This is a genomic window from Nitrososphaerales archaeon, from assembly GCA_025058425.1.
Taxonomy (GTDB): Archaea; Thermoproteota; Nitrososphaeria; order Nitrososphaerales; family JANXEG01; genus JANXEG01.
The window spans coordinates 1-18,068 of sequence record JANXEG010000025.1 but is presented as its reverse complement, the minus strand read 5'-3'; the positions used below and the strand labels follow the sequence as shown (position 1 = coordinate 18,068).

Genomic DNA, 18,068 nt, shown 5'->3' with positions numbered 1-18,068 from the left:
GGGGGATGCGTGGGGCGATGGATTGGTAGATGCAACATCGAAAAGGTTTAAAGAATTGGGTGGGACGGTCCTTGAAGGTATCAGATACGCCCCAGATGCAAAAGAATTCTCCGCTGAAGTTCGAGTTCTCGCATCGAGGGTCGATGAAGCTGTTAGAAGATGGGGTAGCGAAAAGGTCGGTGTTTACTTGGTAGCATTTGAAGAAGCAGCTACACTCTTCACTCAAGCTAATGATTACCCAATCTTATTGAGAGTTAGATGGTTCGGTAGTGATGGTACCGCCCTCTCGAGCCGTATAGAAAAGGATGCGGTCGCATCAAGGTTCTCTGTAGCGACAAAGTTCCTAAATACATACTTTGCACCGGCCGAGTCCGAGAAGCTCATAAAGTTGAGAGATTACATAGAGAAGAGGTTTGGAAGAAAGTCCGATCCCTATGCGTATAATTCTTACGATGCCCTTTGGGTTGTAGTTCAAAGTATACTTGTAGCTGGTAAGTATGATGCTGATGCGATCAGAAGTGTTTTACCGACCGTGGCTGAAAATACATTCGGTGCGAGTGGTTGGATCAAGCTCAATCCAGCTGGGGATCGGGAGACTGCCGATTACGATCTATGGGCGATCGTCATGAAGGACGGTACGCCAAAGTGGGAGAAGGTAGGCTACTATAGTGCAGCGACGGATAGTGTGACATGGCTCGTTAAATACTAAACCAACCTATTTTTTTATGACTTTATGGTGAACGATAGCATACTAATTTTAAGAGGGGTTAAGAAAAGATTCGGCGGATTTACCGTAGTCGATGGTGTAGATATGGATATAGTGAAAGGTAGGCTTACAATGCTTATAGGTCCGAATGGTAGCGGTAAAACAACTCTAATAAATATTATATCTGGATTCTACAAGCCTGATGAAGGGCAGATAAGCTTCGATGGTAAAGATATTACCAATATGCATCCGAATCGAATCGCGCAACTAGGTCTAGTAAGGACTTTCCAAATCCCATCACCATTTATAAAGTTATCTGTGTTAGAGAATATGCTGGTAGCCTCTTCAAACCCCGGTGAAGCATTCTTTAAAGCACCGATACGTAGATTCTGGATCAAGAAGGAAAGAGATGATGTTGAGAGGGCCTTTAAGATTTTGGATCTGTTGGAGATGAGCCACCTTTACGATAAACCTTCCTACACTTTGAGTGGAGGACAGTTAAAGCTTTTAGAGATAGGGAGGGCACTCATGTTCGGTGCCAAGATGATACTCATGGATGAACCAGCTTCAGGTGTAAACCCAACTTTGGCACATAAAATATTCTCTCATATGGTGAATATTAAAGACGCTTTGGATATCACTTTTCTTATTGTGGAACATAGGCTTGAGATCGCTTTGAAGCATGTCGATGATGTCTATGCGATGATTCAAGGGAGGATAGTATCTCATGGATCGGGGGATGAAGTCTTAAGGGATCCGAAAGTGATAGAAGGGTACTTGGGTGGTTGAATTGTTAAGGGTTGAGAATATCAACGCTGGTTACCAAAGTTTTCAAGTTCTTTTTGATGTAAACACAACTATAGAGCGTGGAAAGATCACCGTCGTGGTTGGACCGAATGGTAGTGGCAAAAGTACCTTCCTAAAGACCATCTGTGGATTGACCACTATATACTCTGGCAGAATCTTTTACATGAATAAGGAGATAACTGGTTTATCACCACACCAATTGGCAAAAGAGGGTATAGCCTATCTACCACAGATCGGAAATGTCTTCTTGAATCTAACTGTGAAAGAGAATCTGATCATGTCGAGTTACACTCTTGATAAATATACAACTCAAGAGAGAATAAAGGAAGTTACCGAATATTTTCCTATGATAAAAGCATTTTGGAATAGAAAGGCGATCACACTAAGTGGAGGGGAGAGGCAGATATTGGCTATGGCTATGGCTTTGGTAAGAAGGCCGAAGGTTATGCTCTTCGATGAGCCAACCGCTAACCTCTCTCCCAAGATGGCTTTACAGATCTTTGATGAAATAATCAAGCTCAGAGATGAGTATGGTATAACGGTAGTATTAGTGGAGCAGAATGCGAGAAAGGCTTTGGAGAGGGGTAATAGGGCATTATTATTCGTCAATGGAAGGATAATCTTCGAGGGTGAACCAAATGAACTATTAAATCACTCAGAGTTAAGTTCACTCTATTTGGGAGTTAAGAGTTAGACCTTAATATCATATCTGCTAAATTAAATAGATAAATATCTTACTCTTTAACTTCTACATTAGAAGTTATGACGAGGTACTTTATCTTTGTGGTTAAGGATCACTTAAAGGGGAACGTAATCATCCCAGCTAGTGAAGTACTAGCTAATAGAGTTAAGTATGGATTTTGGTCACTTAACTCGAAAACTCCCAACTTTAAATCAATAAAGCGAGGAGATAAGGTGATCTTTTATCTGGCTGGTAAAGAAGGGAGGAAGTTTGTAGGTATGTGTACGTTAGCTTCAGAGGTCTATCCGGTATCTGAAGTAGAGAAAAGGGTTGCCATGGGCCTACCTTCATCGACTATGGATTACGTCGTAGATTTAAGAGAGGTCGAAATTTGGAATGATCCAGTCGAGTTAAATGAGGTAGCACCGAAGTTATCTTTTATAAAGGATCTGAATAAAGCGAAGATGTACTTCAGAGGAGGGGTAAGGGCCATTAAAGAGGAGGACTTTAATAGGATCGTTCTAATGGGCAGAGCGAAGAATTCTTCAATCACTTAAATCTTCTTTATATAGTATCGGGGAATTACATAAATAATTCTTAATACAAAATATAGGTGTATGTATGAGGCTGAGCGTAAGGAGAAGTGGATATTCGATACTGTCTTCTTCGAAGCATCGATAAGGAAGAGTGGTAATAGTTTAGTGATTACCATCCCACCCGAATTGGCAAGAAGGTTCCTTTTATCTGAGGGGCAGAAGGTGAGGTTGATAGGTGCTGTGAAGAGAGGGACTCAAGCGGAGGGAGCGATATCGATAAACCTTGGTAGATTCTTGGTAAGAGAAACCGTTCAAGGTATAGAGTTTAAGTTGACTGGCAATCAGCCGATCGATAAACTTCCGGACTTCGTGGAAGAGGTTACAAATAAGTATTCTGCGACACGTGTAACTATCAAGCCTACAAAGCCCCCTGTGTGCAGAATCGCATTCGGATCTATAACTAGTGATGGTGTAATCGCTAGAACTGGGCGAGAGATCAGGGAGGCGATGGAAGAATTGGCTGAGAAAGCGGAATCTTCAATCTCTGATCTAAAGATATATGATGAAGAAATCATCTGGCAGGATCTAGATCCAGCGATAATTAGCAGAGCACTTCACATATTGAGTGGTAAAGTGAAGGTTGAGTGGTTGATTTGATCGTACAGTTGACTTACCAATTGTAAACAAAGGTCTTTAGAAGTTGAAAAGTTAAAAAAGTTAAAAGGGCTATATAATGACGAATTTTATACGAATAAATTTTGAGAAAGCGGCACATCTCCAGATACCCGATCAGATCCCTGTCTCATTATTAGCCACTGGAGACTTTATAATATACTTCTCAAATATCCCTTTAAATCATCAGATAGAGTACTGGGGACGCGATTATAAAAGGAAGTTTCTGTTACAGCTCAGACTGGTCGAATCCTTTCCAGATATACTCTTTCTACCTGGTATATGGCCCGATTTTAACTACACTGTAGAAGCTTCAGCCTTGGGGTGTAAGGTCATCTTTAAAGAGGATGCCCCTCCCAGGGTTGAATCTACTTTAAAGAGGTTCGAAGATGTAGAGCATTTGGAAGTACCCGATCCTTACACGGATGGTTTGATGCCCCTCGCTCTAGAGGCCTATCAATACATGGTAGACCATCTACCCATCGATTTAAGGTATGGTTATCGTTATTTAGAAGGCATGGCCGTAGCGATGGGTCCTATGGATATCGCTTCACTCATCGTAGGTTATGATAACCTTTTATTAAATCTTCACAAAAATCCCGATCTGATTCATCATTTGATGAAGATAACCACTCGGACGGTAATCGAATGGATTGAAGCCCAGTGTAGTGTAACTGGAGGTAAGAGATTGGTAATCTTATTTGAAGATAGTATCTCGTTTTTGAGCAAAGCTCAATACCTAAAATTCTCTAACCCTTACCTAAAGGAGATCTGTGAGAAGTTCACGGGTAGTGGTACGATCATAATCCTCCACAGTTGTGCGAATATCATGCATATTCTGAGTGAAATTCAAAAACTTCCGATAAATATACTTCATTATGGACCAGATATTACCACTTCAAAAGTTAAGAATATGCTTAAGGATAAGATCTGTCTAATGGGCGGTCTATCACCATACAATGAGATCATCAAAGGTAAGCCCATTGACGTAATTCAAGCTTGTAAACGGGTCATTGAAGAGGGTGGTTACAATGGTGGCTTTATACTATCTGTATCTGGCAGTGTTCCTGTAGGTACACCGATAGAGAATATTCGAGCTATAGTTGAAGCATCCAAACTTTATGGTAAGCATCCATCAAGATTATAACCCTATTCTTCAATTATTCCAAAATTTTTTTAACCAAATCCGATTTAATCTAGTAGGGTTTCGATGTGGATCTTTCGTACACCACAGAAGACCTTTAAAATAGGTAATATTGAAGTCGGTGGTTATCCCGGTGAACGGCCCACTCTTCTAATTGGTAGTATATTCTATAGAGGGCATAAGATCGTCAGTGATGAGAAGGAAGGGATTTTCGATAGAGAAAAGGCTGAAGCTTTGATAAAGGCTCAAGAGGAGTACTCAGATAAAACTGGTCTACCTCACGTTATCGATATCATAGGAGGAAGTCCTAAAGCGATCGTCAAGTACATCGATTACGTTTCGAGCGTTACCGATGGTATCATCGGAATAGATGGTATTACGGCAAGTGTGAGGATTGAAGCTTTAAAGTATATCAAAGAATCTGGTGTTAAGAATGCTATAATCTACAATTCGCTATCCGATCCTAAGGAAGAGGAATTGAATGCGATCAAAGAATCTGGTGTTAAGAATGCTATACTCCTTACGATAAATACCAAAGACTTCTCTACGAATGGGAGGATTATAAAGGCCAAGGATCTTTTGAGTATAGCAGAACGAGTTGGTATCGAAAGTACATTGATAGATACATGTGTCCTTGATATACCTAGCCTCGGGATGGCTTGTGAAGCCATCTATCGAATCAAGGATGAATTCGGCTTGCCCGCTGGTTGTGGTGTACATAATGCGATAGCTTTATGGAGGGGTGTAAGAGAGAAGATCGGTGATTATGTGATAAAGCCAGCGAGCGCTGTCGCTTCAGCGATAGCTGTAGCAGCGGGTGCAGACTTTATACTCTACGGTCCGATAGAGAATGCAAAGATTGTATTCCCTACGATCGCCATGGTAAATGTAGCGTACAGCCAACTATGTATGGAGCGAGGAAAGAGGCCAGATCGAAGCCATCCTCGTTACAAGATCGCCTAAATCACCTAATACATTAAACTTTAATTGCTTCAATCACATTACAAAATTTTAATGTGATAAAATTTGAATGTAAAGCACGTAGTTACTTCTTTTCTTCGATTTGATGGGAAGGTATTGATTCTAAAGAGGAGTGATCGAGTAAGTAGTTATAAAGGTAAGTGGGCTGGGATAAGTGGTTATTTAGAGAAAGGTGAGGATCCTCAGGCTAGAGCTGTAAAGGAGATAGAAGAAGAATTGGGCCTAACCAAAGATCGTATAAATCTGATCAAGCAAGGCGACCCCTTGATCGTAGTCGATAAAGATCACGGCGTAGTGTGGGTAGTCTACCCATTCCTATTCGATACGAATTCCGATACTATTCGGTTAAATTGGGAGCATGTAGAGTCACGGTGGATCGAACCTCACGAAATACTCAAATACAGTACGGTTCCGATGTTGAAAGAAGCCTTGGAAAGGGTAGCCCCTACCTCTCTCCATCCTCAAACTATCACGATCGATGCGATCATAAAGGATGAAATTGATAAAGTTAGAAATGATCGTGAGCATGGGTCGGTATGGCTCGCGATCGAAGCTTTGAAGATACTAAAGTTAGCCTCTGAACGGATCGAAACTTCTTCTCTAAACGAATTTATTAGATACTTGATGACTCTCGGTAGAGAGTTGATACTCTCTAGACCGAGTATGGCTCCTTTAACGAATCTTATCGGCTCTGTACTCTATCGATTACTATCTTACTCAAAGTCGAAAGGTTTTGAGCACTCTATCTCTAATATGAAGGCCTTCATATCTAGCGAGATCGATAAAGTTATAGATGAAACTCGAAGTGCGGTCTTAAAGGTTGCTAAGTATGCATCGGATTTAATTCCAGACGATGCTACTATAATCACACACAGCTTCAGCTCCACCGTCTTACAAACTCTGAAATATGCGCTTCAGGAGGGTAAGAGAATGAGCGTGTACATTACGGAGTCAAGGCCTCTATTCGAAGGTAGGAAGTTAGCAGAAGGGTTGTTGCTCGAAGGTAAAGGTGAAAATGTTGTTGTAACCTTGATTACAGATTCCGCTGCTGGCTACTTTGTAGGTGATTCAGATCTGGTCTTGGTAGGTGCCGATAGTATCCTAACTGATGGTTCTTTGGTGAATAAAGTAGGTACATATAGTTTAGCTCTAGCTGCGAAAGATAAAGGTGTACCATTCTATACGGTCTGTGAAAAGTGTAAGTTTGATGTAAGAAGTTATTTAGGCTTAAGATTCACCCTAGAAGAAAAAGATCCTTCAGAAATTTTATACCCCAACGCCCCTCCCAGTATAAAAGCTCGAAATATCTATTTCGATATAACACCATCACGGTACATCACAGAGATAATCATGGAAGAAGGTAGGATCAAACCAGGCGAGGTGATTCAACATATGGAGAGGATCGTTGAAAATATCTATCTACCATAAATACTAATGGCATCAAATCCAAAGATCCTATATAATCTTTTAACTTAAAACAACCTTTTTTAGTTTTATAAATTTGGCCACATTAAGCAAGATGATTTTTGAGGTTTTGACGTTGGTATCATAGAATAAATCAGCCAAACTCATGCTGAGATCTAGGAGTGGCTAAAGTACGATTATGTCAAATTTGATGGATTTATATTAAAGACCCTTTTGCACTTCTTTAATGACTCTCTCTAAAATATCTAAACCCTTATTCAGAAGCTCTCTACTTATATTCAGAGGTGGGAGTAATCTTATAACATTCTTATAAGCACCCGCTCCCACAGTTATCAAACCATTCTTATAGCATTCTGCTATGACCTTATTCCTCTTCTCTGTGGCTGGCTTCTTCGTTTTCCTATCCTCGACGAACTCTACAGCGAGCATGAGCCCAATCCCTCTTACATCACCCATGATCTCATACTTCTCCTGCATTTCTTTAAGCCTCTTCATCGCGATCTCTCCGAGTCTAGGCACATCTGGTAACAACTTTTCGATCAATTCGATCGTCTTGAGCCCAGCCACACAACCTACAGGATTCCCATAAAATGTCCCGCCAAGGCCTCCTACCTGTGGTGCATCCATGATGTCTTCTCTACCTATGACAGCGGACAACGGTAAACCTCCACCAAGAGACTTCCCCATCGTAATTACATCTGGAATTACACCGATATGCTCAATATAGAACATTTTTCCAGTCCTACCCATACCGCTCTGTATCTCATCATCTATCATCAAAATACTATATTCATCACAGATCTTTCTTAAGCCTTGAATGAACTCTTTTGGAGCGATTACAAAGCCACCCTCGCCTTGGATCGGTTCAAAGATTATGGAAGCGATATCATCGGGCGAGATACTGGTATTTAATACATTCCTAATATACTCAATACATTCTATACCACATGAAGGGTATTCAAGGTTGAAGGGGCAACGGTAGCAGTATGCGTAAGGAAGCCTATACACATCGGGCATAAATGGGCCGAATCCATATTTATAAGGCATTATGCTACTCGTAAGGGTTAGAGCCATGAAGGTCCTTCCATGAAAAGCATTCTCAAAGGCTATTATCCCAGGCTTCTTGGTAAACCTCCTTGCAACCTTCACACTATTCTCCACCGCTTCCGCCCCGCTATTCACCAAAAGGACCTTTTTAGAGAACCCTCCGGGAGCGATCGAGGCTAACTTCTCAGCCAACCTTACGTAGCTTTCATATGGTGTAAGATGAAAGCATAAATGTAGATGTTTTTCGAGTTGTTTCTTTATTGCATCTAAAACTTCAGGATTTCTATGCCCAAGGTTTAGACAGGAGATTACGGTGGCAAAATCTATGTAAACGTTACCATCCACATCCCTAAGCAAAGCTCCATCTCCAGACTCTATGAATATCGGTGTAAGACTATATACACTCTTAGGTACGTATTTATTTCTGAGCTCCATGAGCTCCTTAGACTTTGGTCCAGGTGGTTTTACTTCAATCTTCGGAAGTTCCTCAAAGTTCATTGAATAAAATAAAGTTCAAAACGTCATTAAAAAATCTTTTGCTGATTCTACCAATATTTAGCAAATGTAGAAGTGATGATCGTAGTAGATTTTATTAAATTCTTAAGACACAGAAGAAGAGCGATGTAGTATAAATGTAGGTCATTCGATATGTTAGCTTAATTATAGCTTAATATTCACGTTAGTATAGCACCCGTAGCGGCCGATGATGCCAATTTAGCGTATTTGGCAAGCGCACCGTGTGGGTATCGTGGAGGTGGTGGCTTCCACTCCCGAAACCTCTTCTCGAATTCCTCTTGTGAAACATCCGCCATTAAACTCTTTTTCGGGATATCTATCGTAATTATATCCCCATCCTTCAGTAGCGCTATCGGTCCACCCTCGGCCGCTTCCGGAGAGACGTGTCCAACCATCATACCTCTTGTAGCTCCTGAGAATCTACCGTCTGTGATCAGAGCGACATCTTCTCCCAACCCTTGTCCGACGATCGCTGCAGTAATGGAGAGCATTTCTGGCATCCCTGGGCCACCTTTCGGCCCTTCATAACGAATAACTACGACATCACCCTTCTGTATTCTATTTTGAAAGACAGCTTCACTCGCTTCCTTCTCTGAATCGAATACCCTCGCTGGACCTGAATGTATCAGCTTCTTCAGCCCTGCAACTTTAATAACCGCGCCTAAGGGAGCAATGTTCCCTTTTAATGTGACTAAAGTGCCCGTAGGTCTTATTGGATTCGTAAGTGGGCGGATGACATCTTGATTCATCGATATTACTACATCCCTTAGATTTTCGGCAACGGTCTTGCCATTGATCGTTAAAACTTCACCGTGAATGAGCCCATTCTTATAAAGGACCTTCATAATCGCCGGTACACCACCCACCCTATCAAGGTCTTGCATCATGTATCTACCTCCCGGTATAAGGTCGACGATGTGTGGGACACGTGCACTTATCCTATCAAAGTCATCCAGAGTTAACTTAACCCCTGCTTCATATGCGATCGCAGTCAAATGGAGTACTGCGTTCGTTGAACCTCCCGATGCAACATCTACAGCGATCGCATTCTCAAAAGCTTCATAGGTGAGGATATCGCGAGGTTTTATCCCCAATTCAAGGGCCTTTAAGATCGTTCTACCGGTCTCTCGGGCAACATCATACCTTCTCGGATCTATCGCAGGAATCGTCGCACTGTATGGTAAAGATAATCCCAAAACTTCGATAGCTATCGCCATCGTGTTAGCTGTGAATAAACCTGCACAGGAACCCGCACCAGGGCAGGCACAATTCTCTATTTCGATCAGCTCTTCCTTAGAGATTTTCCCACTAATTGCCGCACCTACCGCTTCGAACACATCGATGATGCTGATATTCCTCCCTTTGTACTGTCCAGCGACCATCGGCCCGCCATTTATGAATATAGATGGTATGTTGAGCCTTGCTGCGGCCATGATCGCACCCGGCTCAATTTTATCACAACTAGCTATCAATACAAGAGCGTCGAATCTGTGGGCATGGGCCATCAGCTCTATGGAATCGGCGATGACTTCTCTACTCACCAAGGATGCGCGCATCCCTTCATGGCCCATCGCTATACCATCACAGATTCCTATCGTAGAGAATTCTATCGGCGTACCACCCGCTTCCCTCACACCAGACTTCACAAATTTTGCAATTTCATTTAGATGTATATGCCCAGGTATAATTTCATTCCATGAATTAGCTACACCGATCAACGGTTTCTCAAGATCACTATCCGTATAACCCATCGCTTTGAAGAGTGATCTATGGGGCGCCCTTTCGAGACCCTCCGTGACTTCCCAGCTTCGATGTTTCAAATTTTTAATTTTTCTCTCCAACTTATCCATTTTACAGAAAGAATTGTACGACTTATCTATTAAACTTTTCAATTCGGTCATCCTCTTAATTGCTCTCTACCTTTCTCGCCTTCGGTAGAAATATCGATACTATAAGTGCGAGGATGGCTATTACTATTAATACCATAATAGCTACATCGGCACCATATTCATGTGATATGAGCCCTGTTAAGAATACAGATAGCGACCCACATCCAAATGTCATAAAGAATAGAAAGCCGTACAACGCCCCTCTAATCTGTGGTTCGCTTACAAATGCGGCTAAATAATTGAAGCTCGGATACGATGCATACATCGAAATCCCATAAATTATTACGAATAGAGCGATCCCCATTATAGGGGAGGGGATGAAGATCAAAAGTATCAAAGATATAGCGATCCCTAGACTCTCCGCTATGAGCATCTTATAACTCCCGAATTTATCGGCCAACCTCCCTCCGATGAGCTGCCCTAGAATCCCTGCTACTAACATAATAGACATGGCGTATCCAGCAACTTCTACCTTGAGGGATTTGACGATGACCAAAAAGGTCGGTAGAATAAATTCGACACTCCTAAATACTGAACCATTAAAGATGTTGAAGGCATAAAGTTTCCAAAAGGTCGATCTTTTGAATAGGTTAAGAAAGGTATCCATATCCATTTCGCCTTCTTTTAATCCTTCGATGTGAAATTTATACAGTGGAATCGCTGCCATGATGGTTAGGATACCGAATGTGAGAAAAGAATATTGCCAACCGTAGTAGAGGCCGATGAATGCGGAGATCGTGGGTGTAAAGATCTGCCCTACATTCCCTATAGCACCATGCATGCCAAAGGCTGCACCCAAATTTAATTTATAAACCTTTGAAATCAGACTATACGCAGTAGGGTGATAAAAGCTCGCCCAGATCGACATAATAAGAAATCCCGATGCGAAGCCCAGTAAGTTTGGGGATAAGCATATGATGATCGTACTAACGCCCGAGAGGGTTATACAAAGGATCAATACTTTTAGCTCTCCCAGTCTGTTCGTCAATATGCCACCAACTATCGATCCAAAACCGTAGATGAAGTAACCTATCGTTGCAAATGTACTGATGATCTTTATCGAGACTCCCATTTGGGTAATCATCAATGGTACCAATGGTGGAAGAGCGAGAAATAGAGAATGGTTCAATGAGTGGGCGAAGCCAAGCAGATAGAGTAAAAATCTCTTCTGCATTTTAATTCTATTTACCTCAACGCCATTAATTTTAATTAAGCCGATAAATAAGGATTTGGAAAAGTTCTACTTGCCACTCATCTTTAATCTTAAATTCTATGTGAAGCCTTTTCCTAAATATCGAGCTTACATCGATAAACTTATTAATAGATTTTGCTTAAAGCACTTTAAATGATAAATAAGGGTATGAACACCATAAAGCGTGAAGCGCAACTTAAAGTAGCAGAGTTGCTCAGAGAGTCCTTAGTGATTGTTATCCTTATTAAGTAGTAGGACTCACACACCTCATGTGAGTCCTATGAAATTTGTATAAGAGGTGATTATGTTTGGTTGTAATGTCCGGCGCGAAGGCTTTGATAAAGGCCCTGAAGCGTGAGAAAGTCGAAGTAATATTCGGGTTACCGGGAGGTGCTATTATGCGTGTATACGATGAATTATACGATGCCGATATTAGACACATTCTTGTCAGACATGAACAGTCCGCTGCTCATATGGCTGACGGATATGCGAGAGTAAGTCGTAGGGCGGGTGTCTGTATGACTACCTCTGGTCCCGGTGCCACGAACCTAGTTACTGGGTTGGCTACTGCGTACATGGATTCATCCCCGATTGTAGCTATCACTGGCCAGGTTCCAACATCTATGATCGGGAAGGACGCATTCCAAGAGACAGATATTATAGGGATATCGACGCCGATCACAAAATATAATATGCAACCGAGGGATCCATCTGAAATTCCCTTGACTGTGAAGAAAGCTTTTTACATAGCTACAACGGGAAGGCCTGGACCCGTATTAATAGATTTGCCGAAAGATGTACAGGATAAAACTGCGGATATGGTATTCCCAGATAGCGTTAAAATAAGGGGTTATAACCCGGATGTTCAACCAGATCCATCGGCTATCGCCAAGGCTGCAGATATGCTCCTTTCTGCTGAAAGGCCCATGATTATGTCGGGCGGAGGGGTTATCATCGCCAATGCATTTCAAGAGCTTCAGGCTGTAGCAGAGTTCTTACAAGCACCCGTAGTGACGACCTTCAAGGGTAAAGGTAGCTTCCCAGAGAATCATCCTCTATCACTAGGGCCCGTTGGAATGCATGGCCATCCAGAAGCGAATAAATTGATTACGGAAGCTGACGTATTGCTTGCTGTAGCATCAAGGTTCTCCGATAGATCTGTGGGAAGGTTTGATGATTTTATCGCTACTGGTATTAAGATTATTCATGCGGATATCGATCCATCTGAAATCGAGAAGAATCTGCCAGTACATATCCCTATCATCGGGGATGTGAAGGTAATCTTGACAGAACTCTTAAAGGTCTTGATCAAAAAGGCCATAAAGAAGGATCGTACCAAATGGTTAGAGAGGGTTGAGGAGGTAAAGCAACAGTTCCGCAATAGACAAGATCTTGGTAGTAAAGAAATAACCGCTCCTAAAATCCTCAAAAAACTTCGAGAGCTCCTCCCCATCGATACTATCGTTACTACAGAGGTCGGTCAAAATCAGATGTGGGCATCCCTTCACTTTGATGTAATAAAACCCGGGACGTTCTTCAGCTCAACAGGTTTGGGAACTATGGGCTTCGGTTTTCCAGCTGCAATTGGAGCGAAGGTCGCTTGTCCAAATGTACCTGTGGTAGATATTGCGGGCGATGGTAGCTTTGGAATGACGGCAAACTCTTTGGCTACATCCGTCTTAGAGAAGATACCCGTCATCGTGGTCATACTGAATAACAGTGTGTTAGGCATGGTAGCACAGTGGCAACGCATGTTTTACAATAGGAGGATGATCGCTGTCGATCTACATAATGTGCCCGATATGGTCAAATTGGCTGAAGCTTACGGTGCACAGGGTATAAGGGTTCAATCTATGGATGAATTCTCCAAGGCTGTAAGGCTCGCATTAAAGAGCGATGTTACCACGGTTATCGATGTACCAATCTCTCCCGAAGAGAATGTGTTTCCTTTCGTAGTGCCCGGTTCGGCCTTAAAGGATATGGTTTTAGCGTGAGTGATGAATTATGAATAAAATGCGTATAATTTCGACGATCGTGGAGAATAAACCCGGTGTTCTTTACAAAGTCTCGAATATGTTCCGTGCGAGAGGCTTTAATATTGATAGCATCACCGTAGGGACTACGGAGAAGACGGACCTTTCTCGAATGACGATCGTAATTAATGCTGATGAGCCGACTTTGAAACAGTTGGTAAAACAACTCGCTAAACTCATAGATGTTGTCCATGTCGATGTAATCGATCCTCAAAATGCGATCTACCGAGAGTTGGCACTCATCAAACTTAACGCCATCGAAACTAAGAGTAGATTGGAGATTATAAGTTATGCGAACGTATTCGATAGTAAAGTCGTCGATGTCTCGACCGAGCATATCACGGTAGAGATTACTGGTACTCCAGAGAAGATCGATGCATTTATTAAAATCATATCGCCCTTTGGTATTAAAGAGCTCGCAAGGACGGGCGTAACTGCACTTACGAGAGGTTAGATCTATGAACCAAGATGGACCCTTCATCAGAATCTTTGATACGACTTTAAGGGATGGTGAACAGACACCGGGTGTATCTCTCACACCACAACAAAAGTTGGAGATTGCCAAGCAGCTCGATAGATTAGGTGTCGACACGATCGAGGCTGGCTTTCCTATAACATCCCAAGGTGAAGTTGAAAGTGTTAAACTCATAGCGAAAGCTGGTCTGAATGCTGAAATTTGTGGGTTGGCGAGGGTGGAGAAGAAGGATATCGATCTCGCAATAGATTGTGGCGTTTCATGTATACATACATTTATCGCTACATCCGATACACATTTGAAGTACAAGCTTAAAATAACGAGAGAGGATGCGCTTCAAAAAGCTGTAGAAGCTGTGGAGTATATCAAAAGCCATGGCCTTACCGTAGAATTCTCGGCTGAAGATGCGACCCGTTCAGACCCTGAATTTTTGATAAAAATCTTCAAAGCGGTTACTGATGCAGGAGCGGATAGGATCGATATTCCCGATACAGTCGGTGTTGCCACACCGACGAAGATCGCCGAGCTTGTAAAGTTGGTTAAAGCACACTGTAACGTACCAATAAGCCTCCATTGCCATAATGACTTTGGATTGGCAGTTGCAAATACATTAGCTGGTATCGAAGCTGGAGCTACACAGGCTCACCTTACCATCAATGGTGTCGGTGAACGTGCGGGCAATGCTGCACTAGAAGAAGTTGTGATGGCTCTACATTGCCTCTATGGTAAGAAGACCAGAATCAACACACGACTTATCTATGAAACATCACGTATGGTATCGAGAATGATGGGCATCGTAGTCCAACCCAATAAAGCGATCGTGGGCGAAAATGCCTTCGGCCATGAATCGGGTATTCATACCCATGGAATACTATCACACCCATTAACGTATGAGCCATTCGATCCGGAGCTCGTAGGTAGGCGTAGATGGCTTCAGGCGGGTAAGCATTCTGGGACTCATGGTATACGTGCACAGTTGGAAGAGCTCGGAATTCATCCTACAGATGAGCAATTAAAAGAGATTGTAAGAAGGGTGAAGGAGCTCGGTGATAAGGGTAAAAGGTTGAGCGATGCAGATCTATTGGCTATAGCGAGCTCAGTATGTGAGAAGATAAAGGAAGAAGAGAGGATCGTTAAGCTTATAGATTTGGGCGTAATTACCGGTATAAAGGTCGTTCCTACCGCTTCGGTAAAGTTAGAAATCGATGGTAAGGTCTACGTTGCTGCAGAAACGGGCGTAGGCCCCGTAGATTCGGCGATGAAAGCGATTCAGAAGATTACGGATAATTTGGCGAGTATTCGATTAAAGGAGTATAGATTGGAGGCTATCACCGGTGGTTCAGATGCTCTGGCTGATGTGTTGGTCAAAGTGGAAGATAGGGATGGAAATATCGCGGCTGCTCGTGCGACTGGCGAGGATATTGTAGTAGCTAGTGTAGATGCGATGATCGAAGGGATAAATAGGATCCTTTTGAGAAGAAAATTCTCTTCTTCTATAAAATCTCAATGATTTAAAATACTTCATAGGGTGATTCTGATGAGTATATATAAGATATGTGTGATAAAGGGCGATGGTATAGGTCCTGAAATCGTCGATGCCACTTTAAATGTTTTAGAGAAGGTCCATGATAAGCTCGGGCTCAAATTCCAATTCACATTTGCTGAGGCAGGCGATTCCTGCTTAAAGAAGACTGGACATGCGCTACCTGAAGAGACGATCTCTATTGTAAAAGGTTCTGATGCGTGTCTAAAAGGGCCCATTGGTGAGACGGCTATGGATACGATCGTCGTTTTAAGACAGATGCTCGACCTATATGTGAATTTAAGACCAATAAAATGTTATCTACACACAAACTGTATGAAGGGTGATATCGATTTTGTGATAGTGAGGGAGAATACTGAAGATCTTTATAAAGGATTGGAATTTCAGCTGGGCGATGTTGCTATAGCTTTACGTGTTATAAGTAGGAATGCCTCTCGAAGAATCGCTGAACAGGCCTTTCGATTGGCCGAGTTAAGAAATCGTAAGCGTAGTGTAGTATGTGTACATAAAGCGAATGTAATGAGAAAGACCTGTGGACTATTCGTCGAAACTTGTAGAGAAGTCGCTTCTCGCTATAAAGATATTAAATTCTCAGAGATGTACGTTGACGCTGCTGCTATGAATCTGATCCGTAGGCCCGAAGATTTTGATGTGATCTTAACGACGAATATGTTTGGCGATATACTTTCTGATGAAGCGGCCCAATTGGTCGGTGGTTTGGGTATGGCACCTTCCGCCAATATTGGGGATCGCTTCGCAATATTTGAACCGGTCCATGGCTCTGCCCCCGATATAGCGGGTAAAGGTATCGCGAACCCGATATCTATGATACTCTCTGCGAAGATGATGTTGGAATGGTTGGCCAATACGCGTAACGATCCTCTATGCAATAAGGGAGCCTTTCTGATAGAGAATGGTGTAAAGAGGACTTTGGAGAAAGGGATCAAGACTATAGATCTTGGCGGCTCGAGCCGCACACAAGATTTCACATCTGCACTGATAAACGAAATTACAAATATTCCCATATAAGAGTTAGAAGAGTTGTATGGATAGTCTAAGTATTAAAAGTATTGAAGAGTTGGTAAAGGTAAGGTACGCTGGCCCTTCCATTACCTTCTCTAAACTACATATCTTTAAAGCGATTCGACTTTTGGGTGAGAAGAATATCTTAGGTAGGGTGAATTTAGCGAAGGAGTTAAATTTAGGACTCGGTGCTGTACGAACCTTGATTCAACGCCTTAAAGATGAAGGGGTAATTAAGGTTATAAGGTCGGGGTGCATCCTTACTGAAAAAGGAAGGTTACTCTATATCGATTCATTGAAGAAGATCCCGAAGATATCCTCGATCGATGCCGGTAAGTTGGCTATAGATCGTTACAATGTTGCTGTTTTGGTAAGAGATAGAGCACATAAAGTTAAGATAGGTCTGGAGCAGAGGGATGCTGCCATTAAAGAAGGGGCTACTGCAGCCACGACCCTGATCTTCAAAGATGGTAAGTTTAAAATACCCATGGGGAGCGAAAATTGTGAGAAAGATTTTCCAAATGATGTATGGAACCGTCTTTATAATACAATGCACCCTCAAGAGAACGATGTGATCATCGTCTGTAGTGGTAGATCGCAGATCGTTGCTGAGTATGGTGCATTATCGGCTGCCTGGACTCTCTTGAATGATTAAAATTTAAAACGAATTTTGATGATGGCGATTGTATATGTTGGAAGTTGAAGACCCTCAAGGTTTATTACCAACTACGATGAATAAATAGAAATAAGCTCTAATGATATGTAGGGGCCGTAGTCTAGCATGGTATGATGCCAGCCTTGGGCGCTGGAGGTCGCAGGTTCAAATCCTGCCGGCCCCACCATTAACGATTCAAAATTTGAGACCAATTTCTTAAGAATACACTTCAACTCGTTTATTATCAAAACTTTATTACATCTTTCTTTTAACGGGATGGTTCTACTTCAATTTAATACATTAGTTGAATGTAAAGATGTGATATTTTGATGACTAAATTCTATATGGCTTGATCCTCTCTTCATCGATACTGGTCACTCGAAGCTCCCAGGATCTTTCCTCCCTTTTCACATCAACCAATACCGGGCGATCCTTTGGTGCATCTGAATATCTTACAGTGATACTTGCTGCAAGATTGAGCAAATCATCGTTCAATTCACCCCTTACCAAACTTATCGGACCAACGAACTCATTCACTTTAAGAATGAAGTCAGACGGTAGTTTTAAGAGTAAAATCTTCTGATTCTCGAGCTTATCCCTGCCTACAACAAGTTTCGCCTGTGGTGAGAGGCGGAAGTGCCTACCCACCTTTAATAGTTCAATATCATTAAGTGTAGGATTTGGTGTATGAGTGAGTAAATCTTTTAATCGTTTAGAGAAGATAGGATCAGTAAGTAGGCAA

At 42.1% G+C, this 18,068-nt stretch carries 17 protein-coding genes and 1 tRNA gene; 14 read left to right on the top strand and 4 right to left on the bottom strand.

From position 1 onward, the window contains the following. The 8 genes from NZ896_03860 to NZ896_03825 all read left to right on the top strand — a co-directional run. Positions 1-709 (top strand): ABC transporter substrate-binding protein (locus NZ896_03860; protein MCS7116587.1); only part of this gene is annotated, 709 nt, incomplete at its 5' end. Positions 710-733: 24 nt separating this feature from the next. Then, a complete protein-coding gene (locus NZ896_03855) occupies positions 734-1,495 on the top strand; it encodes an ABC transporter ATP-binding protein (protein MCS7116586.1) in 762 nt (253 codons plus the stop codon). After that, positions 1,488-2,207, top strand: coding sequence for an ABC transporter ATP-binding protein (locus NZ896_03850; GenBank protein ID MCS7116585.1), 720 nt, complete (start codon positions 1,488-1,490; stop codon positions 2,205-2,207). Before NZ896_03855 ends, NZ896_03850 begins: the two co-directional genes overlap by 8 nt. Before the next feature lie 68 nt (positions 2,208-2,275). Beyond that, on the top strand, positions 2,276-2,752 hold the full coding sequence (locus tag NZ896_03845) for an EVE domain-containing protein (GenBank protein MCS7116584.1): 477 nt from the start codon (positions 2,276-2,278) through the stop codon (positions 2,750-2,752). Between the two features lie 60 nt (positions 2,753-2,812). Then, complete coding sequence (locus NZ896_03840) at positions 2,813-3,388, top strand: hypothetical protein (GenBank protein ID MCS7116583.1); 576 nt, start codon at positions 2,813-2,815, stop codon at positions 3,386-3,388. Between the two features lie 76 nt (positions 3,389-3,464). Then, positions 3,465-4,550: a uroporphyrinogen decarboxylase family protein gene (locus NZ896_03835; GenBank protein ID MCS7116582.1), complete on the top strand. Its 1,086-nt coding sequence runs from the start codon at positions 3,465-3,467 to the stop codon at positions 4,548-4,550. Between the two features lie 63 nt (positions 4,551-4,613). Continuing rightward, complete coding sequence (locus NZ896_03830) at positions 4,614-5,510, top strand: tetrahydromethanopterin S-methyltransferase subunit H (GenBank protein ID MCS7116581.1); 897 nt, start codon at positions 4,614-4,616, stop codon at positions 5,508-5,510. 63 nt (positions 5,511-5,573) lie between these two features. Next, the gene (locus NZ896_03825; GenBank protein ID MCS7116580.1) at positions 5,574-6,956 is read left to right on the top strand and encodes an NUDIX domain-containing protein; all 1,383 of its coding nucleotides are present in this window, start codon (positions 5,574-5,576) and stop codon (positions 6,954-6,956) included. 198 nt (positions 6,957-7,154) lie between these two features. On the opposite strand, the gene NZ896_03820 is transcribed toward NZ896_03825, so the two are convergent. The 3 genes from NZ896_03820 to NZ896_03810 form a co-directional block, all read right to left on the bottom strand. After that, on the bottom strand, positions 7,155-8,498 hold the full coding sequence (locus NZ896_03820; GenBank protein ID MCS7116579.1) for an aspartate aminotransferase family protein: 1,344 nt from the start codon (positions 8,496-8,498) through the stop codon (positions 7,155-7,157). Between the two features lie 176 nt (positions 8,499-8,674). Continuing rightward, positions 8,675-10,417, bottom strand: coding sequence for a dihydroxy-acid dehydratase (ilvD, locus tag NZ896_03815; GenBank protein ID MCS7116578.1), 1,743 nt, complete (start codon positions 10,415-10,417; stop codon positions 8,675-8,677). 4 nt (positions 10,418-10,421) lie between these two features. After that, the gene (locus NZ896_03810) at positions 10,422-11,579 is read right to left on the bottom strand and encodes an MFS transporter (protein MCS7116577.1); all 1,158 of its coding nucleotides are present in this window, start codon (positions 11,577-11,579) and stop codon (positions 10,422-10,424) included. Positions 11,580-11,914: 335 nt separating this feature from the next. Here NZ896_03810 and ilvB point away from each other — a divergent pair, with 335 nt between their 5' ends. The 6 genes from ilvB (at position 11,915) to NZ896_03780 (ending at position 17,513) form a co-directional block, all read left to right on the top strand. Next, positions 11,915-13,591: a biosynthetic-type acetolactate synthase large subunit gene (gene ilvB / locus NZ896_03805; GenBank protein MCS7116576.1), complete on the top strand. Its 1,677-nt coding sequence runs from the start codon at positions 11,915-11,917 to the stop codon at positions 13,589-13,591. 10 nt (positions 13,592-13,601) lie between these two features. Beyond that, a complete protein-coding gene (gene ilvN / locus NZ896_03800) occupies positions 13,602-14,084 on the top strand; it encodes an acetolactate synthase small subunit (protein MCS7116575.1) in 483 nt (160 codons plus the stop codon). Between the two features lie 4 nt (positions 14,085-14,088). After that, complete coding sequence (locus NZ896_03795) at positions 14,089-15,615, top strand: 2-isopropylmalate synthase (GenBank protein MCS7116574.1); 1,527 nt, start codon at positions 14,089-14,091, stop codon at positions 15,613-15,615. 27 nt (positions 15,616-15,642) lie between these two features. Then, positions 15,643-16,677, top strand: coding sequence for an isocitrate/isopropylmalate dehydrogenase family protein (locus NZ896_03790; protein ID MCS7116573.1), 1,035 nt, complete (start codon positions 15,643-15,645; stop codon positions 16,675-16,677). Between the two features lie 16 nt (positions 16,678-16,693). Continuing rightward, the gene (locus NZ896_03785) at positions 16,694-17,326 is read left to right on the top strand and encodes a hypothetical protein (protein MCS7116572.1); all 633 of its coding nucleotides are present in this window, start codon (positions 16,694-16,696) and stop codon (positions 17,324-17,326) included. 110 nt (positions 17,327-17,436) lie between these two features. Continuing rightward, positions 17,437-17,513 (top strand) — tRNA-Pro (locus tag NZ896_03780). A gap of 146 nt (positions 17,514-17,659) precedes the next feature. Here NZ896_03780 and NZ896_03775 read toward each other — a convergent pair. After that, positions 17,660-18,068, bottom strand: a 409-nt coding sequence (locus NZ896_03775) for a tRNA (5-methylaminomethyl-2-thiouridylate)-methyltransferase (protein MCS7116571.1), incomplete at its 5' end; no start/stop codon positions are given.